Genomic DNA, 26,822 nt, shown 5'->3' with positions numbered 1-26,822 from the left:
TGGCTAGGCCTTCGCCGCGGCGGCGTTGACGGCCTCGACCAGCTGCTCGGGGTCGCTCTTGCCGGCCAGCAGGTCGACGACGCCGACGTTCAGCGCGTTGCCGACGTTGAGGCCGTAGACGGTGTCGAGCCACTGCGAGACGTACGGGGCCGAGTTGTAGGCCTCGAGGATCTGCTGCAGGTACGGCTCGGTGACCGCCTCCTGCGCCACGGTGTTCACCGGGGGCGCGTTGAAGGCCGCGTAGTACTCCTTCTGCACGTCGGAGGTGGCCAGGTAGTTGAGGAAGTCGACGCACTCGTCGGGAGCGCCCGCGGAGCAGGAGTAGCCGTCGACGCCGCCCATGATCGCGCCGGCCTCGCCGTCGCCGCCGTCGATCTCGGGGAAGGGGAACCAGCCCAGGTCGGGCAGCGGCTTCTCGTCGGGGGTGAGGGAGGCGATCACGCCCGGGTCCCACGCGCCCATGAGCTCCATCGACGCCTGGTGGTTGGCGAGGAGTCCGGCCGAGCTGCCCGCGCCCTGCTGGGCGGCGGTGGTGAGGAAGCCCTCGTTGAACGGCTCGGTGGCCGAGAAGTCCTGCAGGTCCTCGCCCGCGCGGACCCAGCAGTCGTCCGAGAAGTCCTTGGTGTCGGCCGCCTCGGCCATGGTGTCGGCGCTGCACTCGCGGAGCGCGAAGAAGTAGTACCAGTGCGCGGCGGGCCAGGCGTCCTTCGCGCCGAGCGCGACGGCCTGGGCTCCGCTGCCCTTGATCTTGGTGATCGCGGAGTCGAGCTCATCGATGGTCTTCGGGGTCTCGGTGACGCCCGCCGCCGTGAAGACGTCCTGGCTGTAGAACAGGCCGCCCGGGAGGACGGCGACCGGCATCGCCCAGACCTTGTCGTCGAGCGTGTTCGCCGAGAACGAGCCCTCGGGGATCTCGCTGCGCGCCTGGTCCGAGATGCCGTCGGTGAGGTCCTTCAGCTGTCCGCCCGCGACCATGGCGGCGAGCTTGCCGCCTCCGCGCTGGAGGAAGACGTCGGGGGCGTCGCCCGAGTTGAGCGCCGTCTGGAGCTTGCCGTCGAGGTCCTCGTTCTGGATGGCCTGCGACTCGATGGTCACTCCGGGGTTCGCGGCCTCGAAGTCCGCGATCGTCTTGTCCCAGAACTCCTGGCCGGGGCCCGTGGTCGAGTTCTGCCAGAGGGTCATCGCGACGGTGCCGTCGCTCGATCCCGAGTCCTGGGCCGAGCAGCCGGTGAGGGCCGCGACCGTGCCGAGCAGGGCTGCTGTCGCCACTGCGATCTTCCTGAACTTCATCGTCCAACCGTTCTCTTCATCGAGGGCGCCGTCTGGTGCACCGGCGCCGTGGGGGGTTCCCGCCTTCGCGGGTGGAGTCAGTGTCCGCAGTGCTTGCGAAAGTGGTCAAACGTTTTCGAAATGGTTTTCGAAGCACGGGTTACAGTCGGCCACATGACCACCCGACCGACCATCCACGACGTCGCCGCTGCCGCCGGCGTCTCGGTGGCGACGGTGTCCAAGGCCGTGAACGGCCGCTACGGCATCGCCCCGTCCACCGCCACCCGCGTGCTCGAGGTCGTGCGCGAGCTCGGCTACGAGTCGAGCCTCGTCGCGAGCAGCATGCGCTCCCGGCGCACGGGCGTGATCGGCGTGCTCGTCGCGGGGTTCGAGCCGTTCAGCGCCGAGATCCTGAAGGGCGTGGGGTCGGTCCTGGCGGAGTCGCGGTTCGACCTGCTCGCCTACTCCGGCTCCCACGAGGGCGAGCAGGAGGGCTGGGAGCGGCGCTCGCTCAGCCGGCTCAGCGGCACCCTCATCGACGGGGCGATCATGGTGACGCCGAGCGTGGTGAGCGCGCCCTCCGACATCCCGCTCGTCGCTGTGGACCCGCACACCGGCCGCGCCGACCTGCCGACCGTCGAGTCCGACAACTTCGGCGGCGCCCTGCTCGCCACCCGCCACCTCGTCGCCCTCGGGCACCGCCGCATCGGCTTCGTCGCGGGCCGCGGCGACCTGCGCTCGGCGCGGCTGCGGGAGGCCGGCTACCGGGCGGCGCTGGCGGAGGCCGGCATCGCCTTCGACGAGCGCCTGCTGCGGGTGGGCAACTACCACCGCGACACCGCCCGGCGGCCCGCCTCCTCGCTCCTGTCGCTGCCCGACCGGCCGACCGCGGTCTTCGCCGCCAACGACGTCTCGGCGCTGGCGATCATCGAGACCGCCGCGCACCTGGGCCTCGCCGTGCCCCACGACCTGTCGGTGATCGGCTTCGACGACGTGCCCGAGGCCGCGCGCTTCGATCCGCCGCTGACCACCGTCCGCCAGCCGATGCAGACGCTCGGAGCGACCGCCGCCGAGATGCTGATCGCCCTGATGGCCGGGCGCGAGCCGCGCTCGCTGCACGTGCAGCTGCCGACGCAGCTCGTCCGCCGCGCGACGACGGGACCGCCGGCATGAGCGGCGACGGGACCGCCGGCACGGGCGACGAGCTGGAGGACGACGGCCCGACCGCCGTCCACGCCGCCCTCTTCGACGCGCTGGAGCTGGTGGACCTGCCCGCGCTCGAGGCGCTGCTCGACGAGCGCTTCGTGATCGAGCACCCGACCGGCCTGGTGCAGTCGCGGGAGGAGTGGCTCGCCGACATCGACGAGGCGCGCAAGGAATACCACGAGATCGACCACGTCGAGAGCGCCCTCTCGGGCGGCGCCGCGCACCCGGTGCTCACCTCCCGAACCATCACCGAGGCGACCATCGGCCGCCTGCACGCGACCTGGCGGCTCCAGCTGACGAGCCGCCTCGTCCGCCGCGACGAGGGGTGGGTGATCACGCGGACCGTGGTGACGAGCTGGTGAGGCGGACGGACCGGCGCGTCCGCGGCCGGCCGCGGGCGCGACGGGCAGGATCGACACCGTGCTCCTCCAGGTCGTGACCCGCTCCGCCCGCCCGGCCGCCGAGATGTTCGACCGGGCGCGCGACATCGACCTGCACACGCGCTCGCAGGCCGGCGCCCGCGAGCGCGCGGTCTCCGGGACGACCACCGGGCTGATCGGGCTCGGCGAGCACGTGACCTGGAGCGCCCGGCACTTCGGCGTCCCGCTCCGGCTGACCAGCGCCGTCACCGCGCTCGACGCCCCGCACTCCTTCGTCGACGAGCAGACCCGCGGGCCCTTCGCGACCTTCCGGCACGAGCACCGCTTCGAGTCCGACGGCTCCGGCTCCGTGATGATCGACCGGCTCGAGTACTCCGCCCCGCTCGGCGTCCTCGGGCGGATCGCGGAGCGGCTGGTGCTCGACCGGCACCTGCGGCGGCTGCTGGAGGAGCGCGGCGCGTTCCTCGCCGGAGGCGACCGGTGAGGCTCCTGATCCGGACCCTGCTGACGCTCGTCGCCGTCGCCGGGGTCCTCTCGCTCGCGACGACCTCGGTCCTGTTCGCCCTGTCCTCCCTCGACACCGGCCGGGACCCCGGCGAGCTGCTCCTCCCGCTGGCCCGAGCGCTTCTGGCGGCCGCCGTGACGGCGGCCGTCGGCGGGCTCCCCTACTCCGCGGGACGGGGTCGCGCGCCCTGGCCGGTCCTCTGGACCGCTTCTGCGGTCTGCATCCTCGCGATCGCCTGGATCGTGGTCTCGATCGCGGCGTGGACCGACGCGGGCGACGGGACGGACGCTGTCGTCGCGCTGCTGACCGTGGTGCCCGCCGCCTGCTGCTCGATCGCCGCGGTGCCGGTGACCGAGCTCGTCCTCCGGGTGGGAACGCGCAGGATCGGCGCCCGATAGCGGATTCGTCCGCGCCGCTTGACATTGACGCTGCGTCAACCCGTACCGTCGCTTCCATCGCCGCCGGAGTCACCGGCGACGCGGAGACGGAGGGCGCTGTGGAGCAGGAGTGGACCGTGCACGACGTGGCGCGGCTCGCCGGCACGACCAGCCGGACGCTGCGGCACTACGGGGCCGAGGGGCTGCTGCCGCCGAGCCGGGTGGGCGCGAACGGCTACCGCTACTACGACGCGGCCGCGCTCGTGACGCTGCAGCGGATCCTGCTGCTGCGCGACCTCGGTCTCGGGCTGCCCGAGATCGGGCGGATCCTGCGGCGCGACGCGGAGCCGGTGGCCGCTCTCGAGCGGCACCTCGACGTGCTCCAGGAGGAGCGCCGGCGGATCGACCGCCGCATCCGGGCGGTCGCCGGGACGATCACCACGATGAGAGAGGGGAACGGGCCGATGGCCGAGGAGATGTTCGACGGGTTCGACCACGCGGAGCACCGCGAGGAGGTGGAGCGCCGCTGGGGCGCCCCGGCTTACGCCGACGGCGACCGCTGGTGGCAGTCGATGAGCGCGGAGGAGCGCGAGCGGTGGCAGCGGAGGCAGGCGGACCTCGCCGGCGCGTGGACCGCCGCGGCGGCGAGCGGAGCAGATCCGACGGGGGACGCCGCCCTCGCGCTCGCCGAGCGGCACCGGGCCTGGCTCGCGGAGGTGCCGGCGACGCCCCGCGACGCGTCCGGACGGCCGAGCGACGAGTACCTGCTCGGGCTCGGCGACATGTACGTCGACGACGAGCGGTTCTCGGCGCACTACGGCGGCGCGGTCGGCGCGCAGTTCGTGCGGGACGCGCTGCGGGCGCTGGTCGAGCGGCAGGGCTGAACGGCGGGTCGGGAGGACGGTATCCGCTGGAGCGGACCACGGGTCGCGCGCCCCGACGCCTCCCTCACGGAATCCCCCTCGATGCAAGCCGTTGAACGACCCTGCGCCCCTGGGCACTGTGGTCGCGGAGCCGGTGCCGCGCTCCCGCGAGAGGGAGCGATGGACGACGACACTCTGCTGGGCATCCTGCTGCGCGGGCGGCCGATGACGCTCGACGACGCGGCTCTCGCGACGCACCTCGACCCGCCGGACCTCCGCGCGGCCGTGCAGAGGCTCCGCGACCGCGGGCTCATCGGAGGCGCGGACGACGTCCTCGCCTACCCGCCGCCCGCGGACTGGGCGAACGAGGCCGTCGCGGTGCACACCCGCACGAGGGAGGCGAGGTTGACGTTGCCGATCACGTCCTTCTCGTTCAGGAGGCTCTGAATCGACGTGAGCAGGTTCAGGATGTACCGCCGCTCGCTGTCGTCGAGGAGGTCGTCGGTCTCCGCGAGCGCGGAAAGGGCGTCCTCCACGCACTCGAGCAGCGCCCGGCGTCGGGGTGACGTCAGTTCGGAGCGACCTTCGGTGACGTCGATCAACGTCGCCAGGAGACGACGTGACGCCATCTGCTCGCCGGAGAGGAGCTTCTTGTTCGCTGCGCCCCAGCTCTGGTCGGGGAGGACGATCGCGCGGTAGCAGGCCGGTAAGACCCCTCGTGATGCGGAGACGTCGGAGTGGCCGGCGCGTTCCAGATCGTCCATCCTGCGCTCGAGGTCGACGATGTACCCGAGCGCGTCTCCGATGCGCCGCCAGAACTCCACAGTGGTTCCATCAGCATCGGCGCCGCCGCGAGTCTCGGTGACCGAAATGGCGTGCACCCCGGGCGCAGCAGACCACTAGTCCAGGAGGTTCGCGAGCTCGCGCGCCGGATTTGCCAAGCGCACGAGCATACGGAGCACCACCGAACTCACCGGTAGCAACTCATCGGCTGAAGCTATTAATTTGGCCCGATTAAAGTTGAAGAGCGCTATAAAACGGGTAACCCTTAAGTAATGAGCACCACAGGAAGTATCGAGACGGTCAGGCCACTCCAATCCGGCGGCGTCATCGCCCTGATGGGCCTGCCTTACCTTGCGCTTGCTCTCGTCGCGCGGCTCCCGTTCACGATGATGATCGTCGGAACGCTGACGTTGCTCGTCGAGCGTGGAGAGACGGTTGCCGTCGCGGGGATCATCTCCGCGGTTGCGGGGATCGGTACCGCGGTCAGCGCTCCTGTCGTCGGCCGCCTGGTCGAGCGCTTCGGCCAACGTGCCGTCCTTCTCGGCGTGGGTGCGGTGTTCCTGGTAGCGCTGCTCCTTTTCGTCGGGTTGGTCGCGATCTCCGCGCCGTTGTGGTCAGTTGGGACAGCTGCTCTGGCCGCGGGGCTGGCAAGCCCGCAGGTCGCCCCGATGTCGCGGTCTCGCGTGACAGCCAAGGCTCGCAGAGTCGGGCTGGCATCAGCGCAGCTCGACCGCGCCATGGGGTACGAGTCGATGGCGGACGAAGGTGCTTTCGTCGTGGGTCCCGTCCTCGTCGGAGTCTTCTCGGTACTCCTGGGACCGTTCGCGCCTCTACTGGGCGCAGCCGGGCTGACAGCGACCGCCGTCATCGGCTTCGCCCTGCATCGGTCGGCCGCCGCGAGAACGGATCCGCTCGAGGGTCACGAGTTCGCACCGACCCGGTTCGTGAACGTGCGATTCATCGTCCTGGTATCAGGCATGGTGCTCGTCGGCGGAATCTTCGGCACGACCCTGACCGCGCTCACCAGTGAGCTCGAACTGCAGAGCATGGCGGAGTGGACAGGACTCGTCTACGGAGTCATGAGCATCGGGTCGATCATCTCTGCTGCGGCGATCAGCCGTATCCCTGGGCGGTTCCTCCCGCGCCGACTCCGCTGGGTTGTCACCGCCGTTCTTGCGTTGGCCGGACTCGCGGTGATGGCAGTGTCTCCCGACCTTCCCCTGCTCACCGTGGGTCTCCTCATCCTCGGGCTCGGCGTGGGAGCGAGCCTGGTCTCGATCTTCAGCTTCGCCGCGGAGTCTGTTCCGGGACCACGTCACACCTCAGCGTTCGCGATCCTCGCGAGCTCGCTGGTTGTCAGCCAGGCCGTTCTCACGGCGGGAGCTGGCGTTGTGGTCACCGGCGCCGGCCCCGACGCAGGATTCGCTCTCGGGGCGGTTCTCGGGCTGCTTCTCGTCGTAGCCGGAATCGTCGATTGGCGTCTTGTTCGAGGACGCCAGGCGGCACCCGCCAGCCACGCATCCCACTGATGCCCACGAGGCCGACCGATGTTCTTGCGGCGGGCCCGGGTGCGCGGTGCGAGGAAGGTCATCGCTTTCCACCTCGAGCACACCGCACTCCTTATTAATCGAGTTGAACTATCAATCTCGATCAATCTGCCTCTTTGTCTGATTGATCGGGATCCGTACCGTCCTAAGTAACGCCGCGGCACTTCGCCGGGCGGAGATGGGAGCAACGATGCTTGCGGTCGTAGGAGACCTCATCGAGGACGTCGTGGTCTGGCCGGCCGGTGCGCTGCGAAGCGGAACCGACAACAAGGCAGACATCTATCGGACTCGCGGCGGGTCGGCAGCGAACGTCGCAGCGTTCGCGGCAAGCCGGTACGCGACGCGCTTCATCGGCTGCGTCGGAGATGACGCGATCGGCGAGCACCTCAGCCGGCTCCTTGAAGCCGACGGCGTGGACATCCGTCTGCAGCGGAAGGGCACCTCAGGCACGATCGTCATCCTGATCGAGCCGGACGGCGAGCGCACGATGCTCCCCAACCGTGGCGCCGCCACCCAGCTCGAGCAGATCCCCGCTGACTGGCTCTCCGGCGTCGAACTTCTGCACGTTCCCGCGTACTCCTTCGACGGCTCTCCTCTCCGAGAGACCGTCGAATCCATGATCGTCACCGTCCGCAAACAGGGCGGCGCCATCTCGATCGACACCTCGTCAACGCAGGTGATCGAGAGTTTCGGGGCTGCGGCGTTCCTCGACTACATCGAAGAGCTCCGGCCGGAATACCTCATCGCCAACAACGACGAAGCCGACCTGCTCGGACTGGGCGTCGGGAGCGATGTCGAGCCGATCCTGCGCAGGCTCTGGGACACCACTGTCGTCTTGAAAGCGGGTGCGAACCCGACGCGGATCCTTCGGGTAGGGCGAGACGCGCTCGTCATCCCCGTCCCGCCCGTCGCGCTCGTCCGCGACTCCACCGGAGCCGGCGACGCATTCGCCGCAGGGTTTCTCGCCTCCTTGCTCCTGACCGGAGACCTCAAGGAAGCCGCCGTCGGTGGTCACGCGAGCGCTGCACTGGTCCTCGCCTCGCCCGGCGCGACCGCCGGAATCCCTGCAATTTCCTGACTTCACGCCTTCCAAGGACACCCCATGACCCGACTCGCCACGGAAGCCGAGACTTCTCGTAGACCGCGCTCCAACGCCGGCATGGTGTTCGCGCTGCTCGTCGCCTGCGCCGCATTCCAGCTCAACGCGAGCATGCTCTCGCCCGCCCTGGTCACCATGGCCCGAGAGCTCGACGTATCGGAGGCCAGCGCGGCTCTCGCGCAGACCGTCTTCTTCAGCGCCACCGCCGTGTTCGGGATCTTCCTTCCCCGGTGGAGCGACATCATCGGGCGTCGGCGCGTCATGCTCCTGATGCTCACAGCGATGACCGTCGGCAGCGTCATCGCCGCCCTCGCGCCGAACCTACCGATCCTGCTGGCCGCCCGCGCACTGCAAGGCGCCTCCGGCCCGGTCGTGGCCGTCAGCCTGCTGATCCTGCGCACCGAAGTGCGCGATCCGCGACGGTACGGCTATCTCATGGGCCTTGTCGCCGCCGTCAACGGCGGAATCGCGGGCGTTGATGCGATCGCAGGCGGCCTGATCACCACCTACTTCGGGTTCCGACCCATCTTCTGGATCATCGCGGTCCTCGGAGTCGCTGCGATTCTCATCACCCAGGTCTGGACACCGGAGTCGCGGCCCTCGGCACGGTCCCGCATGGACTGGTGGGGGGTGCTGATCCTCGCCGGCGCGATCCTCTCCCTGCAGCTCGCCCTCAATGAACTGCAGAAACTCAGCGGCACGAACTGGTGGCTCGTCGGTGGTCTCGCCGTCGCAGGAGTCGTGCTCGCCTTCGTCTTCGTGCAGGTGGAGAGCGTCGTCGAAGTGCCCCTCGCCGCGATCGCGCTTCTGAAGCAACGAGCCGTCTGGGCGCTTCTGCTCACCACCGCCCTCACCCTCGCCGGCGTCCTCGCCGTCGTGAACGCCGTCGCGCTGTCCATCTCTCAGAACACCGAGAGCGGATTCGGACTCGCAGCAGACACCACCTCCCTGCTCCTCCTCACTCCGTACGCGCTCCTGGGGTGGATCGTCGGACCCTTCGCCGGCCGCCTCGCGCCGGTCTGGGGATACCGCACGATCCTCCGCCTCGGACTCGGCGGCTCCGTCCTCGGCATCTTGGCCATGGCGTTCCTCGGAACCCACAGCCTCGCGTTCCTCATCGGCTCGACACTCTTCCTCGGAGTCACGTACGCCGGCATGGCGAACATCGTGCTCAACGGCCTCGGAGTCGTGCTCAGCCCGCCGGAGAACCCCGGATTCCTGCCTGGACTGAACTCCGCCGCTTTCGGCTTCGGCGCGGGTATCAGCTTCACCGTGATCCCTGCTCTCCAGATGATCGGCAGCACCGCTGACGGCGTCCCCACCACCTCCGGCTACGCCCTCGCCATGTTCGCCGGCGCCGGCATCACCCTCCTCGCCCTCGCAGTGTCCTTCCTGCTCCCCAAGCCCCGCGGCGTGGAGCTCAACACAACTTCCCTCCCCACCCACTAACCATCACCCGCACCAGAACGGCCGCTTCCCAGCCCTGCAGGGCTGAAAGCGTCGACTCTCGGTGCACCAACCGAAAGACAGGAACCAGACCATGACTTCAACCCTTCGCATCTCGACCGAGGTCCAGGAAGCCGTCGCCGCAGGCAAGCCGGTCCTCGCGCTCGAATCGACCATCTTCACCCACGGGCTGCCCCGCCCCCGCAACTTCGAGGTCGCCACCGAGTCCGAGAAGCAGCTCCGCGCTGCCGGAGTCACCCCCGCCACCATCGGCGTCGTCAACGGCGAACTCGTCATCGGACTCTCGACCGCCGAGATCGAGCAGCTCAGCAACGACGACACCGTCGTCAAGGCCTCCATCCGCGACCTGCCCATCGTCGCCGCGAAGAAGCTCTCCGCCGGCACCACCGTCGCCGCGACCGCCTACGCCGCCCACCGCGCCGGCATCAAGGTGTTCTCCACCGGCGGCCTCGGCGGCGTCCACCAGGGCGCCTCCGAGACCTTCGACGAGTCCGCCGACCTCGGCGCCCTCGCCGCCCTGCCGATCGTCGTCATCAGCGCCGGCGTGAAGTCCATCCTCGACATCGGCCTCACCCTCGAGCGACTCGAGACCCTGAACGTGCCCGTCATCGGATGGAAGACCACCGACTACCCCGGCTTCTACATCACCGACTCCGGCTACGACATCGACTACGCCGTCGACACCACCGACGAGATCGCAGAGGTCGTCGCCGCCCGCGACGCACTCCAGCTCAACTCCACCGTCCTCGTCGCCAACCCCATCCCCGCCGACAAGCAGCTCTCCCCCGACACGCTCGAGAAGGTCCTCACCTCTGCCCACGGTGCGGCCGCCGACGCGAACATCGTCGGCCACGACACCACTCCGTTCCTGCTCGACTACATCCAGAAGGCGACCAACGGCGAAAGCCTCGAGGTCAACATCGACGTGTACCGCAACAACGTGCAGCTCGGCGCCGAGATCGCGAAGTCGATCAGCGCCCGCTGACCCGACCTGACAAGAGCGTCCCGATCACCCGATTCCCGTGACGCGAGAACCCCTCGCGCACACCGTGTGGCCCGTCCTACCTGGAGGACGGGCCACACGGTGTCACCTTTTCCGGACGTCACGCATTGCTATAGGTCCACCCTATGAATGGGTGGCTATTGCATCTTTTTCCGGAGGGGCGTACTGCGTACCGTCACTCCTACTCACCCACTCCCCCGCCCACGGGCGGGACTGATCCTGGCCCCATCCGCCCGATCAGCCCCTCCGCACGCTCGGCATCGTCGCCTGAGAGACCGTTCTGCGCACCCGATCCGCGCAGCTCTCTCCTTCGCCTGCCGGCGTCCGTCCGCCCGGCACACCCCGAAGGAACCCCATGAAGAAAGCTCTCTACGCCGGCGTCACTCTCCTCGGCGCTGTGTCCGTCCTCGCCGGCTGCGCCTCCGCGCCCGCCGCTTCCACCGAATCCGCGGCCGCCTCCGGCGACTACCTGCCCTGCATGGTCTCCGACGCCGGCGGATTCGACGACAAGTCCTTCAACCAGCTCGGCCGCGAGGGACTCACCGCCGCCGCCTCGGACCTCGGTGTCGAAGCGACGGCGGTCACCTCCGAGTCCGAGACGGACTACGCCCCCAACATCCAGAACCTCGTCGACCAGGGCTGCAGCCTGATCGTCACCGTCGGGTTCGCGCTCGCTGACGCGACGAAGGCCTCCGCAGAAGGCGCCCCGGACGTCGACTTCGCCATCATCGACGACTCCTCGATCTCGCTCGAGAACGTCAAGCCGATCACCTTCGACACCTCGCAGGCCTCCTTCCTCGCCGGCTACGCGGCCGCGTCCTACTCCAAGACCGGAGTGGTCGGAACCTTCGGCGGTCAGCAGTACCCGACCGTGACGCTGTTCATGGACGGCTTCGCCGACGGAGTCGCCTACTTCAACGAGCAGAAGGGCAAGGACGTGCGCGTCGTCGGCTGGGACGTCGACGCGCAGAGCGGCAGCTTCACCGGTGGATTCGCCGCCGGAGTCGAGGCCAAGACCGCCGCGCAGTCCCTGATCGATCAGGACGCCGACGTCCTCCTCCCCGTCGGCGGCCCCATCTTCCTCAGCGCCGCCGAAGCCATCCGCGACTCCGGCCAGGACGTGGCCCTCATCGGCGTCGACGCCGACTCTTACGAGACCAACCCCGAGAACAAGGACCTCTTCCTCACCTCCGTGCTCAAGGGCATCAAGGTCGGCGTCTCCGACGTCACGACAGCCGTCGGCTCGGGATCCTTCGACAGCACCCCCTACATCGGCACCCTCAAGAACGAGGGCGTCGGCATCGCGCCGTTCCACGACTTCGCCGACAAGGTCGACCCCGCCCTCCAGGACGAGCTCGACACCATCACCGCCGGCATCATCGATGGCTCGATCACCATCGACTCCCCCTCCGCCCCGACCGCGAACTGAGGACGTGCGGCCGACTCCCGAGCCGGCCGCACCCCTCTCCCCAGGGAGAACCATGAAACTCGAACTCCGCGGCATCACGAAGCGCTTCGGCGCCCTCACCGCCAACGACCACATCGACCTCACCGTCACACCCGGCGAGATCCACTGCCTGCTCGGCGAGAACGGCGCAGGCAAATCCACCCTGATGAACGTCCTCTACGGCCTCTACCGCGCCGACGAAGGCGAGATCCTGCTCGACGACCAGGTGCAGCACTTCACCGGCCCCGGTGACGCGATGAAATCAGGGATCGGGATGGTGCATCAGCACTTCATGCTCGTCCCCGTCTTCACCGTCGCGGAGAACGTGATGCTCGGCCACGAGCAGACCCGCGCAGGAGGCCGGCTCGACATCGACGCCGCCCGACGCCGCGTCAGAGAGATCTCCGCCCGCTTCGGCTTCGAAGTCGACCCGGACGCGATCGTCGAGGACCTCCCCGTCGGCGTCCAGCAGCGGGTCGAGATCATCAAGGCACTCTCCCGCGATGCGAAAGTGCTCGTCTTCGACGAGCCCACCGCGGTCCTCACCCCGCAGGAGACCGACGAGCTCATCGTCATCATGCGCCAGCTGCGCGAAGCGGGTACGGCGATCGTCTTCATCACTCACAAGCTGCGCGAGGTCCGTGAAGTGGCAGACCGCATCACCGTCATCCGCCTCGGCAAGGTCGTCGGCGAAGCAGACCCCGCCGCCACCAACGCCGAACTGGCGGCCCTGATGGTCGGCCGCGCCGTCGAACTCACTGTTCGTAAGGAACCGGCGCGTGCAGGCGCGAACGCTCTGGTCGTCCGAGGCCTCACCGTCACCGACCCCACCGGTCAGATCGTCGTCGACGACGTCTCCTTCGAGGTCCGCCGAGGCGAGGTCCTCGCCCTCGCAGGCGTCCAAGGCAATGGCCAGACCGAACTGACCGAGGCGATCATGGGACTGCAGGACCGCGTGCGCGGCTCCATCACCCTCGATGACGTCGAACTGCGCGGACTCCCCGTCCGCCGCATCCTCGACGCCGGGGTCGGCTTCGTCCCCGAAGACCGCACCGAAGACGGCCTCGTCGCCGAATTCACCATCGCCGAGAACCTCATGCTCGACCGCAGCGACGGCGCCCCCTTCGTCAAGGGCGGAGCCGTGCAGAGCCGTGTCCTCCAGAGATTCGCGCTGGAACGGGTAGCCGAGTTCGATGTCCGCACCCAAGGCATCAGCACACCGGTAGGACGCCTCTCCGGTGGGAACCAGCAGAAAGTCGTGCTGGCCCGAGAACTCAGCCGCGAGCTGCGCCTGTTCATCGCCGCCCAGCCCACCCGCGGAATCGACGTCGGCTCCATCGAATTCGTGCACAAGCGCATCATTGCCACCCGCGACTCCGGCGTCCCCGTCATCGTCATCTCCACCGAGCTCGACGAAGTGACCGCCCTCGCCGACCGGATCGCCGTCATGTACAAGGGCGGCATCATCGGCATCGTCCCCGCCGACACACCCCGCGAGGTCCTGGGCCTCATGATGGCCGGCCAAGCACCGGTCGAGACAGGAACGGCCGCATGAGCGACTTCCAGCTCCCCCGAGCAAACCCCGACACCGGTCTCGAGACCACCCCCGGCGATGAGACCGGCCAACACCCGGGACAGGAGAAGCCGTCCCGCCGGTCCGACACTGCTGCCTCTCGCATCCTCCGTGAGATTCTTGCCGGCAGCGCCCTGATGTCATTCCTCGCGATCCTGCTCTCCCTCGTCGTCGGCGGGATCTTGATCGCCACCACCAACGAGCAGGTGCAGCAGGCGGCGGGATACTTCTTCGCCCGCCCCATCGACCTACTCGCAGCGGCATGGAACTCGGTCGCCGGCGCCTACTCGGCGCTATTCCAAGGCTCCGTCTACAACTTCCGCCGCGACGGCTTCGCCGCGGGCATCAAGCCGCTCTTCGACACCTTCAACTTCGCCACGCCCCTGATCGTCGGAGGGCTCGGTGTCGCCCTCGCGTTCCGCGTCGGACTGTTCAACATCGGCGGCCGCGGGCAGATGCTCATCGCCGCTGCCTGCGCCGGCTGGGTCGGCTTCTCCTTCGACCTGCCCGCCGGAGTGCACCTCGTCATCGCCCTCGGCGCAGGCGTACTCGGAGGTGCGCTCTGGGGCGGCATCGTCGGTCTGCTCAAAGCACGCACCGGCGCCCACGAAGTGATCCTCACGATCATGCTCAACTACGTCGCGTTCTACCTCGTCTCCTACCTCCTGCGCACCCCCGGAGCGCTACAGGCTCCCGGCTCGAACAACCCCAAGTCCCCCGCCATGGCCGACACCGCGATCTTTCCGCGGCTCCTCGGCCCGGACTACGCCCTCAACCTCGGGTTTGTGCTGGCCCTCCTCACCACCGTCGGAATCTGGTGGCTCCTCGGGCGCTCGAGCCTGGGCTTCCGCTTTCGAGCCATCGGCGAGAACCCGAACGCCGCACGAGTGGCGGGCATCGACGTGAAGAACAACTACGTCCTCGCGATGCTCATCTCTGGTGGCCTACTCGGTCTGGCCGGCGTCTCCCAAGTCCTCGGGACCGTCACCACCGGCTTCACCTCCGGTATCGACGCGGGCATCGGCTTCGACGCGATCACCGTCGCGCTGCTGGGCCGTTCACGGCCGTGGGGCGTGTTCTTCGCCGGCATCCTCTTCGGTGCCTTCAAGGCCGGCGGCTACTCGATGCAGGCCGCCGAGGGCGTCCCCATCGACGTCGTGCTCGTCGTCCAGTCCCTCATCGTCCTGTTCATCGCCGCACCGCCCCTCGTGCGAGCGGTCTTCCGGCTTCCGACGCCGGGAGCTCTCCCCCGAGTCCGAGCCACGACATCGAAGGCGGCCTCCGCATGAGTACAGCACTCACCCTCCCCGCGACCATCGATCCCGTCCGCCTTCGCACCCGCAGCGCCAAGGCACCCGCCGCGTTCGCCGCGTTCACCGGCCTCGCCGTGATCCTGTTCGTGATCCTCGGGCGCGACGGAACGAGCACGTTCTCTCTCGCTAGCGAGAGCGACTTCTTCGCTCTGCCCCAGCTCGCGGTCCCTACCCGCGACGCGGGGACCGCAGCGGCCGTGATCCTGGTCGCGCTCACCATCGTCTCTCTCGAAATGACCCGACGATTCCGCACCGTCCCGCTCTGGCTCGCGAGCGTCTTCGGCATCGTCTTCCTCGCAGGCTTCCTCACCTGGGCCTCAGCAGGGTCGACCCTGCCCGTCCCGGGTCTTCTGCTCGGAACGGTCGGGCTCTCAGTCCCCCTGATCTTCGGAGCCCTCGGAGGCGTCATCTCCGAGAAAGTCGGCGTGGTGAACATCGCCATCGAAGGCCAGCTCCTCGCCGGCGCCTTCTCGGCGAGCATCGTCTCCACCATCACCCAGCAGCCCGTCCTCGGCCTGATCGCGGCGATGCTCGCCGGAGTCGCCGTTTCCCTGGTCCTCGCCGCGTTCGCGATCCGCTACGTCGTCGACCAGGTCATCGTCGGCGTCGTCCTCAACGTCCTCGTCATCGGTCTGACCAGCTTCATCTACTCCCAGTCGATGGCAGGAGATGCTGCGGGCCTGAACACTCCCGTCCAATTCGAGAGGATCGCGATCCCGGTGCTCTCCGGCATCCCGTTACTCGGCGCCGTCCTCTTCAACCAGACGGTGATCGTGTACCTGATGTACGTGACGGTCGCCGCGGTCTGGTGGGGTCTGTTCCGCACCAAGTGGGGCCTTCGCCTACGAGCTGTCGGCGAGCACCCCAAGGCAGCCGACACCGTCGGCATCAACGTGGCCCGCACCCGGTTCGTCAATGTCTCGATCGCCGGCGCGATCGCCGGCCTCGGCGGGTCCTACTACACCCTCGACGCCGTCGGACTCTTCGGAAAAGAGATGACCGCTGGAGCCGGCTTCATCGCCCTCGCCGCGGTGATCTTCGGTCGGTGGGACCCGATCCGCGCGACACTCGCCGCGCTGCTGTTCGGCTTCGCGACCAACCTGCAGAACGTTCTCGGCGTCATCGGATCGCCGGTGCCGAGCGAGTTCATGCTGATGCTCCCCTACCTCGTCACCATCCTCGCGGTCGCGGGACTGGTCGGCCGCTCCCGAGGACCGGCTGCGGCCGGCAAGCCCTACCAGCTCGACTCGAACCGCTGAGCTGAGGCCGCGGCTCTCACCGACCGCGGCCGCGCACTCGAACGGAACGACTGATGCCCGCCAGCTCATCGAGCTGGCGGGCATCATCGCGTCGCAGACGATCCTCGCGGTCGGCGTCAGATCAGAGCGCGCAGGCGGGGCGCGAGATCCCGCTCGAACTGCTCGAGGAAGCGCGCCTGGTCACCGCCAGGCCCGTGGAAGACCAGGTGACGGAAACCCGCGTCGACGTACTGACCGATCGCGGCAACCGCCTCATCGGGATCAGAGGCGACGATCCAGCGCTTCGCGATCTCCTCGATCGGCAGAGCGTCCGCCGCTCGCTCCATCTCGACAGGATCGGTGATGTCGTGCTTCTGCTCCTTGCTCAGCGACAGCGGAGACCAGAACCGGGTGTTCTCGAGAGCGCGGACCGGATCGGTGTCGTAACTGAGCTTGATCTCGATCATCGTGTCCACCGACGCCACGTCGCGACCCGCGGCCGCCGCGCCCGCCGCGACCGCGGGCATCAGCTTCTCCGTGTACAGCTCCATCCCCTTGCCGGAGGTGCAGATGAAGCCATCACCAGCTCGTCCCGCGTACTTCGCGACGACAGGTCCTCCAGCAGCGATGTAGACGGGGATCTGCTGCTCAGGGACGTCATAGATCGAAGCACCATGGGTGGAGTAGAACTCCCCCGCGAAATCGACCCGATCCCCTTGCCAGAGCTCGCGCATGAGAGTGATCGCTTCCCGAAGTCGCGCGAAACGCTCCCGGAAATCCGGCCAGTCCTGCGCGCCGGCTCCCCGGAACCCGGTCGCCACCTCGTTCAGGGCTTCGCCCGTGCCGACACCGAGCATGATCCGTCCTGGATACAGGCACCCCATCGTCGCGAAAGCCTGCGCGAGAACCGCCGGGTTGTAGCGGAACGTCGGAGTCATCACGGACGTGCCGATGCGGATCCGCTGCGTCCGCTCTCCCACGGCCGCCATCCAGCTCAAGGAGAACGGCGCGTGCCCACCCTGATGCCGCCACGGCTGGAAGTGATCACTGACAGCCACCGACTCCATGCCGTGCTGCTCGGCGAGCACCGCGATCTCGACGAGCTCTCGAGGGGCGAACTGTTCTGCGGAAGCTTTGTAGCCGAGGGTCAGGGTCATGACGGATCCGTTCTTCTGAAGGGTCCCGTCGGAGAGGATGCCCGCATGGCCGTGACGGGTCGAGCCGATCACGCGGAGAAGACGTACCGACCTTCGGCTCTCAAAAGGTCATCGAGTGCAGCTCAGGACTTCGCCAGCTGACCGGCACGCATTGCAGGGATCACGTGTGCTCCGTAGCTGCGGAGGGTTTCTTCCTTGTTGTCGTGATCGAGGTAGCCCGCGAACTGGTCAACACCCAGCTCCTCGTAGCGGCGCATCCTCTCGATGTGCTCCTCCGCCGTGCCGATCACGCAGAACCGGTCGACGATCTCGTCGGGGACGAACGAAACGTGAGTGTTGCCGGATTTCCCATGCTCGTTGTAGTCGTAGCCCTCTCGGCCCTTGATGTAGTCGGTCAACGCGGTGGGGATGTCGCTGTCGGTTCCGTACTTCGAGACGATGTCGGCAACGTGGTTGCCGACCATCCCGCCGAACCAGCGGCACTGCTCACGAGCGTGATCGAGGCCGGCCTGAGTGCCATCGGTGATGTACATCGGCGCGGCCACACAGAACTTGATCGACTGAGGATCCCGCCCGACGTTCTCGGCCGCAGCGCGCACCGTGCGGATCATCCACTCCGCGATGTCGGGGTCTCCGCACTGCAGGATGAACGCGTCACCGAGCTCTCCCGCGACCTTCAGCGCGAGAGGGCCGTAGGCGGCCACCCACATCTCGAGCGTGGACTTCTGCCCCCACGGGAACCGGATGGTCGAGCCATTGAGGGTCGCCGCGCGCCCGTTCGCGAGCTCGCGAATGACCTGAATCGACTCCCGGAAGGTCTTGAGCGTCACGGGAGATCCACCGCTGACTCGCACGGCTGAGTCTCCTCGCCCGATCCCGCAGACGGTCCGGTTGCCGTACATCGAGTTCAGCGTGGCGAATGTCGATGCGGTGACGGTCCAGTCACGGGTCGCCGGATTGGTGACCATCGTGCCGACCTTGATCTGAGACGTGCGGTCGAGGATCTGCGAGTAGATCACGTACGGCTCGAGCCACAGGATGTGCGAGTCGTAAGTCCAGAAGTAGTCGAAGCTGTGCTGCTCCGCGAGTTGTGCCAAGGCAACGACGCGGGCGGCGGGCGGGTTGGTCTGGGCGACAGCGCCGAATTCCATGGGATTCCTTCTGATCGGACGAGAGGACTGCGGTGCGGTCCGCACGATGCACCAGGAGTGCTGGTGGAGGCGGGGGTCTTCACGAAGCCGGGTGAACAGTGCACCGACGGCTGAGGTATCGGTTCGGGCCAGGACGTCAGATCAAGTACTGGCTGAGCCCGCGCTTGATGTATTTCCCGTCGCCGGCCGTGCCGACGTAGTCGCCGTCGTCGACGACGACCTTGCCGCGGGAGATCACGGTGTCGACGTGGCCGTCGATCTCGAAGCCCTCCCAGGCGGAGTAGTCCATCGCCATGTGGTGGCTGCGGCCCTCGCCGATCCCGATCGAGGTGTGCCCGTTCGGGTCGTAGATCACGACGTCGCCGTCGGCGCCGGGCTGGATGACGCCCTTCTGCCCGTACATCCCGAACATCCGCGCGGGAGTGGTGGAGGTGAGCTCGACCCAGCGCGGCAGGGAGATCTGCCCCGACACGACGCCCTGGTACATCAGGTCCATCCGGTGCTCGACCGAGCCGATGCCGTTGGGGATCTTCGAGAAGTCGCCGACGCCCATGTCCTTCTGGCCCTTCATGCAGAAGGGGCAGTGGTCGGTGGAGACCATCTGGATGTCGTTCGTGCGCAGCGACTGCCACATGTGGTGCTGGTGCCCCTCGGCCTTCGAGCGCAGCGGCGTGGAGCACACCCACTTCGCGCCCTCGAAGCTCCCCCACTGCTCGGAGGACGCGCCGAGCTGGTCCTCGAGCGAGAGGTAGAGGTACTGCGGGCAGGTCTCCCCGAAGACGTTCATGCCGCGGTCGCGGGCCTGCGCGATCTGCTCCACCGCCTGCTTCGCCGACACGTGCACCACGTAGAGCGGCGCGCCGGTGAGGTCGGCGATCATGATCGCGCGGTGCGTCGCCTCCTCCTCCGCCTGCCAGGGGCGAGAGGTGCCGTGGAAGTACGGCGCGGTGTTCCCGGCGGCGAGGGTCTGCTTCACCAGCTCGTCGATGAGGGCGCCGTTCTCGGCGTGCATCATCATCATCGCGCCGTTCTCCGCGCCCTTCTGGAACGCCCGCAGGATCTGCCCGTCGTCGGAGAGGAACACGCCCTTGTAGGCCATGAAGAGCTTGAAGCTGGTCACCCCCTCGTCCATCAGCTCGTCCATCGCCACCAGCGACGAGTCCTGCACGTCGGAGAGGATCTGGTGGAAGCCGTAGTCGATCGCGCAGTTCCCGGCCGCCTTCTCCTGCCAGGCCTGGTAGCGGTCGACCACGCTCTCGCCCGGGTACTGCACCACGAAGTCGACGATCGAGGTCGTCCCGCCCCAGGCCGCGGCCCGGGTGCCGGTCTCGAAGGTGTCCGAGGCGGAGGTGCCGCCGAACGGCATCTCCATGTGCGTGTGCGCGTCGATCCCGCCGGGGATGACGTACTTGCCGGCCGCGTCGATCACGCGGTCGACGTTCGCCGCGAGGTCGAAGCCCAGCAGCGTCGAGCCGGGCGCGAGCACCGCGACGATGGTCTCGCCGTCGATCAGGACGTCTGCTGCTCCGGTGCCGGTCGCGTTGACGACCGTGCCGCCAACGATGAGGGTCTTCATCGTTACGGCGCGATGATGTCGGAGTAGGCGTCGGGGCGGCGATCGCGGTAGAACTGCCAGTCGTCGCGAGTAGCGCGAATCAGATCGAGGTCGATGTCCCTGATGAGGAGCTCTTCGCTCTCTTGAGAGCCGAGGTCACCGACGAAGTTCCCGCGAGGATCGGCGACGTAGGACGTTCCGTAGAAGTCGACGGCGAGCTCGCCGTACTCGTTGTCCTCGCGGCCGACCCGGTTGGGGACGAGGACGAAGTACTGGTTGGCGCCGGCGGCGGCAGGTCCTTCGAGTTCCCACAGCCGGTTCGACAGGCCGGGCTTGGAGGCGTTGGGGTTGAAGACCATCTGCGCGCCGCCCAGGCCCAGCTCACGCCATCCCTCAGGGAAGTGGCGGTCGTAGCAGATGTGCACGCCGACCTTGCCGACGGCGGTGTCGAAGACCGGGTAGCCGAGGTTGCCGGGACGGAAGTAGAACTTCTCCCAGAACCGGTCCAGGTGCGGGATGTGGTGCTTGCGGTACTTCCCGAGGATCGTCCCGTCGGCATCCACCACCACGGCGGTGTTGTAGTAGACGCCAGCCATGTCCTCCTCATAGATCGGGAGGACCATCACCAGGTTCAGCTCCTTCGCCAGTGCGGCGAAGCGCTGCACGATCGGGCCGTCGGCCGGCTCGGCGTAGCGGTAGTACTTCTGGTCCTGGGTGATCCCGAAGTAGGGGCCGTAGAAGAGCTCCTGGAAGCAGATGATCTGGGCGCCCTGGGCTGCCGCGTCGCGGGCGAACTGCTCGTGCTTGTCGAGCATCGACTCCTTGTCGCCCGTCCAGGTGGTCTGGGTCAGGGCCGTGCGGATGATGACCATGAGGACACCGCTTCTCTCTGCTCGCAGCTGGCCTGGACGTGCCATGGAACAGCGATCGTCGTCGGCGGAATAGCGACGAGGCTAGCTACATGCTCAGCTGTGAACAATGGATACTTCGCGGCAATTGATAGCTTGAGGTGAAGAATGGTGTTTCTCGCGAGATATTTCTTGGAGCGGTCTCGCCAGAGTCGCTCGGGGTCAGCGTGATCGCTCGGGTGCAAGGCCTCCTCGGGCGGCACGGATGAAGTCTCGGATCAGCTGAACCGACTTGACGCCCCGGCTCTCCTCTACTCCGCTAGACACGTCGACGCCGAAAGGACGAAGGCCCTCAACGAGGCGTCGGACGTTGCCCGGGTTCAAACCGCCCGCGAGAAGCCACGGGGCGTCGGGACGGTGCTGAGCCAGTTCGTCGACCCGGCCGAGGGATCCACTCCCGGGATCTGGCGCATCTAGCAGGAGGCGAGCGCGCGGGTCCGGCACGGTCGAGTTCTGCCTCATCAGAAGGTAGTCGTCCATGCTCAACGCCTGAATGACGGGCACGCCGAGCTGCAGGACCGCGTCGATCACGTCCGCTCCCTCTCCTCCGTGCAGCTGGACTGCATCGAGTCCGACGGTGCGCGCGATCTGCGAGATCTCGCCAACGCTCTGTCGTCGGAAGACTCCGACGACTTCAACGTCGGCAGGAACGTGTCGTCGAAGGACAGCGGCGTCTTCGCTTCGCAGGAGACGCGGGCTCCCCGCGGCGAACACGAAGCCCACAGCATCGGCGCCGGCCCCGACCGCGGCTCGGACCGTCTCAGGTGTGGTGAGTCCGCAGATCTTGATCCAGGGCGTACCCGGTACCGAGAGGTCGATTTCGTTGGACGGCGTGCGGGTCATGGGTGTGGCCTTTCGATGCGTGGCGTCCGAGGGAGTAGACGGATCACGCCGAGTCAGGGGCTGGACGGCAGCATTCGGACAGCGCCTCTTCGACGTGTCATGTGGCGCGAGGCGTTGAGCCGGATGGTGAGCGGGCGACCGAGCGCAGGATGTCGAGGAATGATGTCATGCCGTCCCGCGGATCATTGATCCGGTAGAGCACCTCGAGTGGGAGCGACGCAGGGCGGGCCAAGGGGATCCCTCGAACCCCTGCGGGGAGGAAGGGCACGATGGATTCAGGGACCAAGGAGAAGGCGCGTCCCTCTGCGATGAGGTACAGGCGAGACCCCACGATGCGCGGCGGGCTGACGAGGACGAGGGGGCTGAAGTCCTCGATGTGGCACAGCTCGAGCAGGGCGTCGTAGTACTCCGGCGCCTGGTCCCTCCCCCATAGCAGCAACGGCAACGACCCCAGGTCTGCCAGCTGAACCGAGGCGCTCTGAGCGAGCGGATGGTCCACGCTCAACGCGACAACGAAAGCCTCGTCGGTGAGCTTCTCCTTCTGGTAGCCCGGCGGAACGGTGAGGAAGCGACCGATGCCGAGATCGGCTCCCCGGGCGAGAACCTTCGCAGCCACCTCCCCGCTCTCAGCCGCGACCTCCTCAATTCGCAGGTCCGGCAGCGCCGATTCCGCTCGACTGATCGACTGCGGCAGCAACCTGTTCACAACGCTCGGTGACGCGACGACCCGAAGTCTGTTCACGTACTCGTCCCGGAACAGCTTCGCCCGATCGGTCAGCGACGCCGCCGCCTCCAGCAGCGCACGTCCCTCCTCGAGAACGGCAACGCCAGCCGGCGTCAGCACCACCGATCGCGTTGAGCGGCGGAACAGGCTCAGCCCGAGCTCCACCTCCAGCCGCCGAACCTCCTGGCTCACCGTGGCCTGCGAGATGTTCATGGCCTCAGCGGCACGACCGAAGTGCAACGCTTGCGCGACGCCGATGAAGATCTCGACCTGCCGGAGAGTGACACTCATAGCCGCACGCTATCAGCCACTCCTCATTGAATCCGGGCGGGAAGTAACGAGACCGCTACGGTCAGAGCACCACGCCGACCACCCGCCAAGGAGCAACGATGCTGGGAGTGCTAGGAGACCTCGTCGAGGACGTGGTCGTCTGGATGGACGAGCCCCTCCGCCACGGAACAGACACCGTGGTGTCCATCCATCGATCGCGCGGCGGAAGCGCCGCGAACGTCGCCGCCTTCGCATCGGCCAGCGCCTACCCCACTCGGTTCTACGGTGCGGTCGGCGACGACCCCACCGGCAACGCGCTTGCGGACGACCTCGCGGGACACGGCGTCGAACTCCGACTCCAACGGCGCGGCTCGACCGGGACGATCGTCCTCCTCGTCGACCGCTCGGGTGAGCGCTCGATGCTGCCCGATCGCGGCGCATCTCTTCTCCTGACGGCCCTCGACCCCGACGAGCTCCGCGACATAGAGCTGCTCCACATCCCGGCTTACTCCTTCGACGGCCCCGCATTGCGCCAACACGTCGAAGCATCAGCCCGCACAGCAACCGCCCTCGGTATCCCCCTGTCGATCGACGCATCCTCCGCATCCGTCCTCGAAAGGTTCGGGCCGGATGCTTTCCTCAAGCTGATGGCCGCGCTACGACCCCAGTTCCTCATCGCTAACTCCGACGAAGCTGCGGTACTGGGGCTCGTCGGACCTCAAGCGGGCACCCGGCTCGAAGCCATCAGCGACACCATTGTCGTGCTGAAGAACGGCTCCCGCGCCACGCACATCGCCAACGTGCCACATCCAATCAGTGTCCCCGTGTCCCCTGTGTCGGACGTCCGGGACTCCACCGGCGCTGGAGACGCTTTCGCCGCGGGATTTCTAACCGGATTCCTCCGCAATCGCGACCTGCGACTCGCATGCAAGAGCGGCCACCACCTAGCGGCGTCGGTCCTACGCTCACCAGGCGCCACCACCGACACCGCCTCACCCGCGATCTGATCGGCAAGGTCACCTCGCTGGGCGTCTAAGTCTTTCCTCGTGAGCTGTCCTCAGCCCTGCACATCCGGCGGGAACATCCCGGTCGGCGGCGCGGTGTAAGGCAGCATGTCGCCCGGTCGGTTCTCGTCCGTCGACGTCGCGAACGGGCCGCTGGGCGAGAGCAGGACTCGCATGTGCGGGTCGAGGTGATTGATCCAGTAGGCGCTCAGGGAGCCCGCACTGGTACGAGTCTCTTCCCACATCCGCCAGAGGGCTTCGATGCGCGTCAGCGCCTCGACGCTGCTCCACCACTCAGCCGCCCACCGGTCGCCGGCGGCCTGGCCCTTGGCCGTCACCCGGCGTCGATAGGTCGATAGGAGGGCCGGAGGAACTTCCTGACCCACTCGTCGGCAGATCCGAAGTACGTCGCAGGCACCTCCTCCTCGTCCACCTCCTCCTCGACGGGGTGCAGCGTGACGGGATCCACGTCGACGCCGAACAGATCCTCGTCATCATCGCTCGCCCCGGAGAGTCGCGTTCTGCTCCGCGTCGACGTCCGCCGCAGGCTGATCCTCGAGCGGAGGCATCACCGTCACGACAGGCGAGACGGGTGCAGCGTTCGCGGGTCCGCTACTGGCGTCGTGGGCGGCGATGGAGGCGTTGATCGCGGCGACCTGCTCCTTCGGCCCGTTGTACCAGGGCACCGTGTCGACCAGGGCCGCGCGGGAGCCGGAGGAGAGCATGATGGCGCGGCCGCGGCCCATGCTGGTGAGGTCGGAGACTTCGAGGATCTTCTCTCGCCGCAGCGCCGAGGTGGTGGAGCGGACGCCCTTGTTGTAGCTGGCGGAGGTGGTCTCCTTGTCGTAGGTGCCGATCAGCTCGGAGAGGGTGCGCAGGAACTCGTCCTCTGCGACTCCGCCGGCGTACAGCTTCACGTTCGCCGCGGACCACAGCTTGAGCATGCCGTCCTTGCCGAACACGCCGACGCCCTGGGACCAGGACTGGAACACGGCCATGATCGGGACTCCGCGCGAGCCGTAGTGGGAGTACAGGTCGGGGAGGTCCTTCCACCGGCAGACGTTCGCGGCCTCATCGAGGACGGCCACAAGGGGCGTCGCGAGGCGGCCTCCGAGGGAGCGCGCGGCGTGCTCCTCCGCGGCCTCGATCGTCGCGGCGGTCAGGGCGGTGACGAAGGGGCGGGCGGTTCCGGCGCCCTCCGTGGACAGCACTGACCGCCGACGTGGCCGCCCCGCGGCCGTGCACCTCGTGACGCCCCGGCGTCCGGCCGCTGGACCGGCCCCTCCTCCGCGGGTCGAGGGCTCCGCCCGGAGACGGCATGATCGCCTGATGGGACGCATCCGCTTCAGCAGTCCGGGCTGGGACGAGGACACCGACCGGGGTCCGGCACCCGATCCCGACCGGGCCCGGTACTCCCGGGACGACGGGGCGAGGTTCACCGCGATCACGCTCACCTGCCTGTCCGTCCTCCCGTCCCTCGTCCTGACGGCCGCGTTCTTCCTCGTACGGCTCCCGCCGCTGGATCGCGACGACCAGCCGGACTGGACGGCGCCGGGCGCCGACGTCCTGGCTCCGTGGCTGCTGCTGTTCCTGCTCCCGCCGCTGGTCACGGGCCTGCTCAGCCGCCTGGTCGGCGGGCGCGACTCCGACCACGGGTTCCGGCACTCCGCCGCGATCTGCCTCCTGGTGACGGCCCCGTTCCTCGGGCTCTCCGCCCTGTCGCTCCTCGGCTAGACGCTGCCGGTCGGGAGCGTCAGCAGCGCGCACACCGCGGTCGCAGCGGCCAGGGCGACGGCGATCGGGACCGACCAGCGGGGCCGGTAGGCGCCGATGACGAGGGCGGAGCAGGCGAGCAGCGCACCGACGCCCACGAGGGCCGACCACAGGAGGAAGGGCCACGCGGGTCCTGCGAGGCAGTCGATCGGCGGGTCGTGCACCTCGAGGAACCTGCTGCGGTACGTGCTCGCGCAACCCGCGAGGACCAGCCCGCTCGCGGCGGCTCCGAGCGCGGCGAGGACGACGGAGACCACCCCTCCGATCGTCCCGACGAGGGCGAGCAGCGCCGCGACCGGCTCCGCGGCGGCCGTGCGACCGGGGCCTCCGGGCCGTCCGCCCCTCACGCCTGCAGGACCACCGCGCCGTAGTGGGTGCCGGCGCCCGTGCCCACCAGCAGCACCGACTCCCCCGGCTGCACGCGCGAGCGGTGCAGGGCCAGCGGGATCGCGCTGCCGATCGTGTTGCCGACCTCGCCGAGCGTGATCGTCATCCGGTCGCGACCCCAGAGGCGGGCCATGCCCTCGAGCCCGGCCGCGCTGGTCTGGTGCGGGACGACCCGGTCGATGCCGGGGAGCCCGGATGAGAGGCCGGGGCGCACCTCCTCCAGGAACGCCGGGAAGTGCCGCAATGCGTCGACGAGCAGCGCCTTGCCCTGCATGTCGAAGCGGAAGTCGGCGAGCCGGTCGGGCGCCTCCTCGATGCGGATCCGCGAGCCGAAGCCGCGCAGCTCCGCGTGGCGCACACTGCTCGGGCGGGTGCGGAAGTGCGTGGTGACCAGGCCCTGGCCCGGAGTCTCGGCGCGGCCGATCACGACGGCGGCGGCCGCGTCGCCGAAGAGCAGGGCGCTCTCGGGCTGGCCCGGGTCGATGCCGCGGCTGCCGCAGTCGGTCGAGACGATGAGCACGGTGTCGGCGCGCCCCGTGGCGAGGAGGAACCCCGCCTCCTGCAGAGCGAAGAGGAACGACAGGCAGGTGGCGCCGACGCTGTACGCCGAGACGTCGTCGAGGCCGAGGCCCGCCGCGAGCAGCGCGCCTCCGTCCGGGATCGCCTGCAGCTGAGTGCCCGAGGCGTTGAGCACCACGTCGACCGTGTCGAGCCCGGCCGCCGCGAGAGCCCGGCGGGCGGCGAGCAGGCCGAGCTCCAGCGGGTCCTCGTCGTCGGCCACCCAGTGACGGGTGCGCACGCCGGAGCGGCGCTCGGCCTCGTCGGCGGGCAGGCCGCAGAGCGCGGCGACCTCGGCGGTCGTGACGATCCGCTCGGGCAGCGCTTCGCCCGTGCCGAGGATGCGGAGCGGGAGGAGGTCGGGCACGCGGGCCCCTTCCTGCCCCGGGACGTGCGGAGCGAATCCCTGTATAGCGCGCCTC

General features: G+C 68.4%; 28 protein-coding genes. 15 read left to right on the top strand and 13 right to left on the bottom strand.

Going from position 1 to position 26,822, the window contains the following annotated elements:
• Positions 1 to 3: 3 nt before the first annotated feature.
• Positions 4 to 1,290, bottom strand: coding sequence for an ABC transporter substrate-binding protein (locus C5C59_RS12825; protein ID WP_104239175.1), 1,287 nt, complete (start codon positions 1,288 to 1,290; stop codon positions 4 to 6).
• A 153-nt stretch (positions 1,291 to 1,443) separates the two neighbouring features.
• On the opposite strand from C5C59_RS12825, the gene C5C59_RS12820 reads away from it, so the two are divergent.
• The 5 genes from C5C59_RS12820 to C5C59_RS12800 all read left to right on the top strand — a co-directional run bounded on the left by C5C59_RS12820 (position 1,444) and on the right by C5C59_RS12800 (position 4,621).
• Positions 1,444 to 2,442 carry a LacI family DNA-binding transcriptional regulator gene (locus C5C59_RS12820; RefSeq protein WP_104224902.1) on the top strand — a complete coding sequence of 333 codons (999 nt, stop codon included), beginning with the start codon at positions 1,444 to 1,446 and terminating at the stop codon, positions 2,440 to 2,442.
• On the top strand, positions 2,439 to 2,837 hold the full coding sequence (locus C5C59_RS12815; RefSeq protein ID WP_104239174.1) for a nuclear transport factor 2 family protein: 399 nt from the start codon (positions 2,439 to 2,441) through the stop codon (positions 2,835 to 2,837). The genes C5C59_RS12820 and C5C59_RS12815 overlap by 4 nt, the downstream gene beginning before the upstream one ends.
• Before the next feature lie 58 nt (positions 2,838 to 2,895).
• The gene (locus C5C59_RS12810) at positions 2,896 to 3,339 is read left to right on the top strand and encodes an SRPBCC family protein (RefSeq protein WP_258060635.1); all 444 of its coding nucleotides are present in this window, start codon (positions 2,896 to 2,898) and stop codon (positions 3,337 to 3,339) included.
• Positions 3,336 to 3,758 (top strand): hypothetical protein, encoded by a 423-nt coding sequence (locus C5C59_RS12805; RefSeq protein ID WP_104239173.1) that lies wholly within the window; start codon positions 3,336 to 3,338, stop codon positions 3,756 to 3,758. The genes C5C59_RS12810 and C5C59_RS12805 overlap by 4 nt, the downstream gene beginning before the upstream one ends.
• A 98-nt stretch (positions 3,759 to 3,856) precedes the next feature.
• Positions 3,857 to 4,621 (top strand): TipAS antibiotic-recognition domain-containing protein, encoded by a 765-nt coding sequence (locus C5C59_RS12800; protein ID WP_104239172.1) that lies wholly within the window; start codon positions 3,857 to 3,859, stop codon positions 4,619 to 4,621.
• A 317-nt stretch (positions 4,622 to 4,938) separates the two neighbouring features.
• Here the strand turns inward: C5C59_RS12800 and C5C59_RS12795 are convergent, their stop codons facing one another.
• A complete protein-coding gene (locus C5C59_RS12795; RefSeq protein ID WP_146082863.1) occupies positions 4,939 to 5,481 on the bottom strand; it encodes a hypothetical protein in 543 nt (180 codons plus the stop codon).
• A gap of 174 nt (positions 5,482 to 5,655) precedes the next feature.
• Here C5C59_RS12795 and C5C59_RS12790 point away from each other — a divergent pair, with 174 nt between their 5' ends.
• The 8 genes from C5C59_RS12790 (at position 5,656) to C5C59_RS12755 (ending at position 16,091) form a co-directional block, all read left to right on the top strand.
• Entirely contained in the window at positions 5,656 to 6,912 is a 1,257-nt protein-coding gene (locus C5C59_RS12790; RefSeq protein WP_104239170.1) for an MFS transporter, read from the top strand.
• 208 nt (positions 6,913 to 7,120) lie between these two features.
• Complete coding sequence (locus C5C59_RS12785; protein WP_104239169.1) at positions 7,121 to 8,008, top strand: carbohydrate kinase family protein; 888 nt, start codon at positions 7,121 to 7,123, stop codon at positions 8,006 to 8,008.
• A 24-nt stretch (positions 8,009 to 8,032) separates the two neighbouring features.
• Positions 8,033 to 9,478 (top strand): MFS transporter, encoded by a 1,446-nt coding sequence (locus C5C59_RS12780; RefSeq protein ID WP_104239168.1) that lies wholly within the window; start codon positions 8,033 to 8,035, stop codon positions 9,476 to 9,478.
• 91 nt (positions 9,479 to 9,569) lie between these two features.
• The gene (locus tag C5C59_RS12775) at positions 9,570 to 10,481 is read left to right on the top strand and encodes a pseudouridine-5'-phosphate glycosidase (RefSeq protein WP_104239167.1); all 912 of its coding nucleotides are present in this window, start codon (positions 9,570 to 9,572) and stop codon (positions 10,479 to 10,481) included.
• A gap of 373 nt (positions 10,482 to 10,854) precedes the next feature.
• Positions 10,855 to 11,928 (top strand): BMP family protein, encoded by a 1,074-nt coding sequence (locus C5C59_RS12770; RefSeq protein ID WP_104239166.1) that lies wholly within the window; start codon positions 10,855 to 10,857, stop codon positions 11,926 to 11,928.
• Between the two features lie 52 nt (positions 11,929 to 11,980).
• Positions 11,981 to 13,501: an ABC transporter ATP-binding protein gene (locus tag C5C59_RS12765; RefSeq protein WP_104239165.1), complete on the top strand. Its 1,521-nt coding sequence runs from the start codon at positions 11,981 to 11,983 to the stop codon at positions 13,499 to 13,501.
• The gene (locus C5C59_RS12760) at positions 13,498 to 14,808 is read left to right on the top strand and encodes an ABC transporter permease (protein ID WP_104239164.1); all 1,311 of its coding nucleotides are present in this window, start codon (positions 13,498 to 13,500) and stop codon (positions 14,806 to 14,808) included. Before C5C59_RS12765 ends, C5C59_RS12760 begins: the two co-directional genes overlap by 4 nt.
• Positions 14,805 to 16,091 (top strand): ABC transporter permease, encoded by a 1,287-nt coding sequence (locus tag C5C59_RS12755; RefSeq protein ID WP_104239163.1) that lies wholly within the window; start codon positions 14,805 to 14,807, stop codon positions 16,089 to 16,091. Before C5C59_RS12760 ends, C5C59_RS12755 begins: the two co-directional genes overlap by 4 nt.
• Positions 16,092 to 16,207: 116 nt before the next feature.
• Here C5C59_RS12755 and fgd read toward each other — a convergent pair whose 3' ends face one another.
• The 6 genes from fgd to C5C59_RS12725 all read right to left on the bottom strand — a co-directional run bounded on the left by fgd (position 16,208) and on the right by C5C59_RS12725 (position 22,699).
• Entirely contained in the window at positions 16,208 to 17,227 is a 1,020-nt protein-coding gene (fgd, locus tag C5C59_RS12750; protein ID WP_104239162.1) for a glucose-6-phosphate dehydrogenase (coenzyme-F420), read from the bottom strand.
• 122 nt (positions 17,228 to 17,349) lie between these two features.
• Positions 17,350 to 18,378: a TIGR03842 family LLM class F420-dependent oxidoreductase gene (locus tag C5C59_RS12745; protein WP_104239161.1), complete on the bottom strand. Its 1,029-nt coding sequence runs from the start codon at positions 18,376 to 18,378 to the stop codon at positions 17,350 to 17,352.
• 136 nt (positions 18,379 to 18,514) lie between these two features.
• Positions 18,515 to 19,954, bottom strand: coding sequence for a dihydropyrimidinase (gene hydA, locus C5C59_RS12740; RefSeq protein ID WP_104251285.1), 1,440 nt, complete (start codon positions 19,952 to 19,954; stop codon positions 18,515 to 18,517).
• A gap of 2 nt (positions 19,955 to 19,956) precedes the next feature.
• Entirely contained in the window at positions 19,957 to 20,805 is an 849-nt protein-coding gene (locus tag C5C59_RS12735; RefSeq protein WP_104239230.1) for a nitrilase-related carbon-nitrogen hydrolase, read from the bottom strand.
• 198 nt (positions 20,806 to 21,003) lie between these two features.
• Positions 21,004 to 21,684: a phosphoribosylanthranilate isomerase gene (locus tag C5C59_RS12730; RefSeq protein WP_104239229.1), complete on the bottom strand. Its 681-nt coding sequence runs from the start codon at positions 21,682 to 21,684 to the stop codon at positions 21,004 to 21,006.
• 97 nt (positions 21,685 to 21,781) lie between these two features.
• Positions 21,782 to 22,699 carry a LysR family transcriptional regulator gene (locus C5C59_RS12725; protein ID WP_104239228.1) on the bottom strand — a complete coding sequence of 306 codons (918 nt, stop codon included), beginning with the start codon at positions 22,697 to 22,699 and terminating at the stop codon, positions 21,782 to 21,784.
• A 98-nt stretch (positions 22,700 to 22,797) separates the two neighbouring features.
• Between C5C59_RS12725 and C5C59_RS12720 the strand changes: the two genes are divergently transcribed.
• Positions 22,798 to 23,685 (top strand): PfkB family carbohydrate kinase, encoded by an 888-nt coding sequence (locus C5C59_RS12720; protein WP_104239227.1) that lies wholly within the window; start codon positions 22,798 to 22,800, stop codon positions 23,683 to 23,685.
• Between the two features lie 50 nt (positions 23,686 to 23,735).
• Here the strand turns inward: C5C59_RS12720 and C5C59_RS12715 are convergent, their stop codons facing one another.
• Genes C5C59_RS12715 through C5C59_RS12710 form a run of 3 tightly spaced genes read right to left on the bottom strand, consistent with a single transcriptional unit; the run spans position 23,736 to position 24,893 of the window.
• Positions 23,736 to 24,020 (bottom strand): DUF4913 domain-containing protein, encoded by a 285-nt coding sequence (locus C5C59_RS12715; RefSeq protein ID WP_219812484.1) that lies wholly within the window; start codon positions 24,018 to 24,020, stop codon positions 23,736 to 23,738.
• Positions 24,017 to 24,151, bottom strand: coding sequence for a hypothetical protein (locus tag C5C59_RS17605; RefSeq protein ID WP_258062769.1), 135 nt, complete (start codon positions 24,149 to 24,151; stop codon positions 24,017 to 24,019). The genes C5C59_RS12715 and C5C59_RS17605 overlap by 4 nt, the downstream gene beginning before the upstream one ends.
• Before the next feature lie 25 nt (positions 24,152 to 24,176).
• A complete protein-coding gene (locus C5C59_RS12710) occupies positions 24,177 to 24,893 on the bottom strand; it encodes a type IV secretory system conjugative DNA transfer family protein (RefSeq protein ID WP_258062768.1) in 717 nt (238 codons plus the stop codon).
• Positions 24,894 to 25,011: 118 nt separating this feature from the next.
• On the opposite strand from C5C59_RS12710, the gene C5C59_RS12705 reads away from it, so the two are divergent.
• On the top strand, positions 25,012 to 25,416 hold the full coding sequence (locus tag C5C59_RS12705; protein WP_104239224.1) for a hypothetical protein: 405 nt from the start codon (positions 25,012 to 25,014) through the stop codon (positions 25,414 to 25,416).
• Here the strand turns inward: C5C59_RS12705 and C5C59_RS12700 are convergent.
• Both C5C59_RS12700 and C5C59_RS12695 read right to left on the bottom strand, forming a co-directional pair.
• Positions 25,413 to 25,712, bottom strand: a complete 300-nt coding sequence (locus C5C59_RS12700) for a hypothetical protein (RefSeq protein WP_146082868.1) — start codon at positions 25,710 to 25,712, stop codon at positions 25,413 to 25,415. The genes C5C59_RS12705 and C5C59_RS12700 overlap by 4 nt on opposite strands.
• An 86-nt stretch (positions 25,713 to 25,798) precedes the next feature.
• Positions 25,799 to 26,767: a 3-oxoacyl-ACP synthase III family protein gene (locus C5C59_RS12695; RefSeq protein WP_219812483.1), complete on the bottom strand. Its 969-nt coding sequence runs from the start codon at positions 26,765 to 26,767 to the stop codon at positions 25,799 to 25,801.
• Positions 26,768 to 26,822: the final 55 nt, after the last annotated feature.

It is taken from the genome of Rathayibacter sp. AY1F4 (assembly GCF_002931775.1).
Classification (GTDB): domain Bacteria; phylum Actinomycetota; class Actinomycetes; order Actinomycetales; family Microbacteriaceae; genus Rathayibacter.
The sequence above is the reverse complement of the archived record's forward strand: the minus strand, read 5'-3'. Positions and strand labels throughout refer to the sequence as shown.

Bases quoted from the DNA above. Each gene is read 5' to 3' on its own strand.
- C5C59_RS12775 (WP_104239167.1), top strand. From the start codon at position 9,570: ATGACTTCAACCCTTCGCATCTCGACCGAGGTCCAGGAAGCCGTCGCC.
- C5C59_RS12760 (WP_104239164.1), top strand. From the start codon at position 13,498: ATGAGCGACTTCCAGCTCCCCCGAGCAAACCCCGACACCGGTCTCGAG.
- C5C59_RS12745 (WP_104239161.1), bottom strand. From the start codon at position 18,378: ATGGAATTCGGCGCTGTCGCCCAGACCAACCCGCCCGCCGCCCGCGTC.
- C5C59_RS12815 (WP_104239174.1), top strand. From the start codon at position 2,439: ATGAGCGGCGACGGGACCGCCGGCACGGGCGACGAGCTGGAGGACGAC.
- C5C59_RS12825 (WP_104239175.1), bottom strand. From the start codon at position 1,290: ATGAAGTTCAGGAAGATCGCAGTGGCGACAGCAGCCCTGCTCGGCACG.
- C5C59_RS12705 (WP_104239224.1), top strand. From the start codon at position 25,012: ATGGGACGCATCCGCTTCAGCAGTCCGGGCTGGGACGAGGACACCGAC.
- C5C59_RS12725 (WP_104239228.1), bottom strand. From the start codon at position 22,699: ATGAGTGTCACTCTCCGGCAGGTCGAGATCTTCATCGGCGTCGCGCAA.
- C5C59_RS12780 (WP_104239168.1), top strand. From the start codon at position 8,033: ATGACCCGACTCGCCACGGAAGCCGAGACTTCTCGTAGACCGCGCTCC.
- hydA (WP_104251285.1), bottom strand. From the start codon at position 19,954: ATGAAGACCCTCATCGTTGGCGGCACGGTCGTCAACGCGACCGGCACC.
- C5C59_RS12735 (WP_104239230.1), bottom strand. From the start codon at position 20,805: ATGGTCATCATCCGCACGGCCCTGACCCAGACCACCTGGACGGGCGAC.
- C5C59_RS12755 (WP_104239163.1), top strand. From the start codon at position 14,805: ATGAGTACAGCACTCACCCTCCCCGCGACCATCGATCCCGTCCGCCTT.
- C5C59_RS12770 (WP_104239166.1), top strand. From the start codon at position 10,855: ATGAAGAAAGCTCTCTACGCCGGCGTCACTCTCCTCGGCGCTGTGTCC.
- C5C59_RS12785 (WP_104239169.1), top strand. From the start codon at position 7,121: ATGCTTGCGGTCGTAGGAGACCTCATCGAGGACGTCGTGGTCTGGCCG.
- C5C59_RS12765 (WP_104239165.1), top strand. From the start codon at position 11,981: ATGAAACTCGAACTCCGCGGCATCACGAAGCGCTTCGGCGCCCTCACC.
- C5C59_RS12790 (WP_104239170.1), top strand. From the start codon at position 5,656: ATGAGCACCACAGGAAGTATCGAGACGGTCAGGCCACTCCAATCCGGC.
- C5C59_RS12730 (WP_104239229.1), bottom strand. From the start codon at position 21,684: ATGACCCGCACGCCGTCCAACGAAATCGACCTCTCGGTACCGGGTACG.
- fgd (WP_104239162.1), bottom strand. From the start codon at position 17,227: ATGACCCTGACCCTCGGCTACAAAGCTTCCGCAGAACAGTTCGCCCCT.
- C5C59_RS12720 (WP_104239227.1), top strand. From the start codon at position 22,798: ATGCTGGGAGTGCTAGGAGACCTCGTCGAGGACGTGGTCGTCTGGATG.
- C5C59_RS12820 (WP_104224902.1), top strand. From the start codon at position 1,444: ATGACCACCCGACCGACCATCCACGACGTCGCCGCTGCCGCCGGCGTC.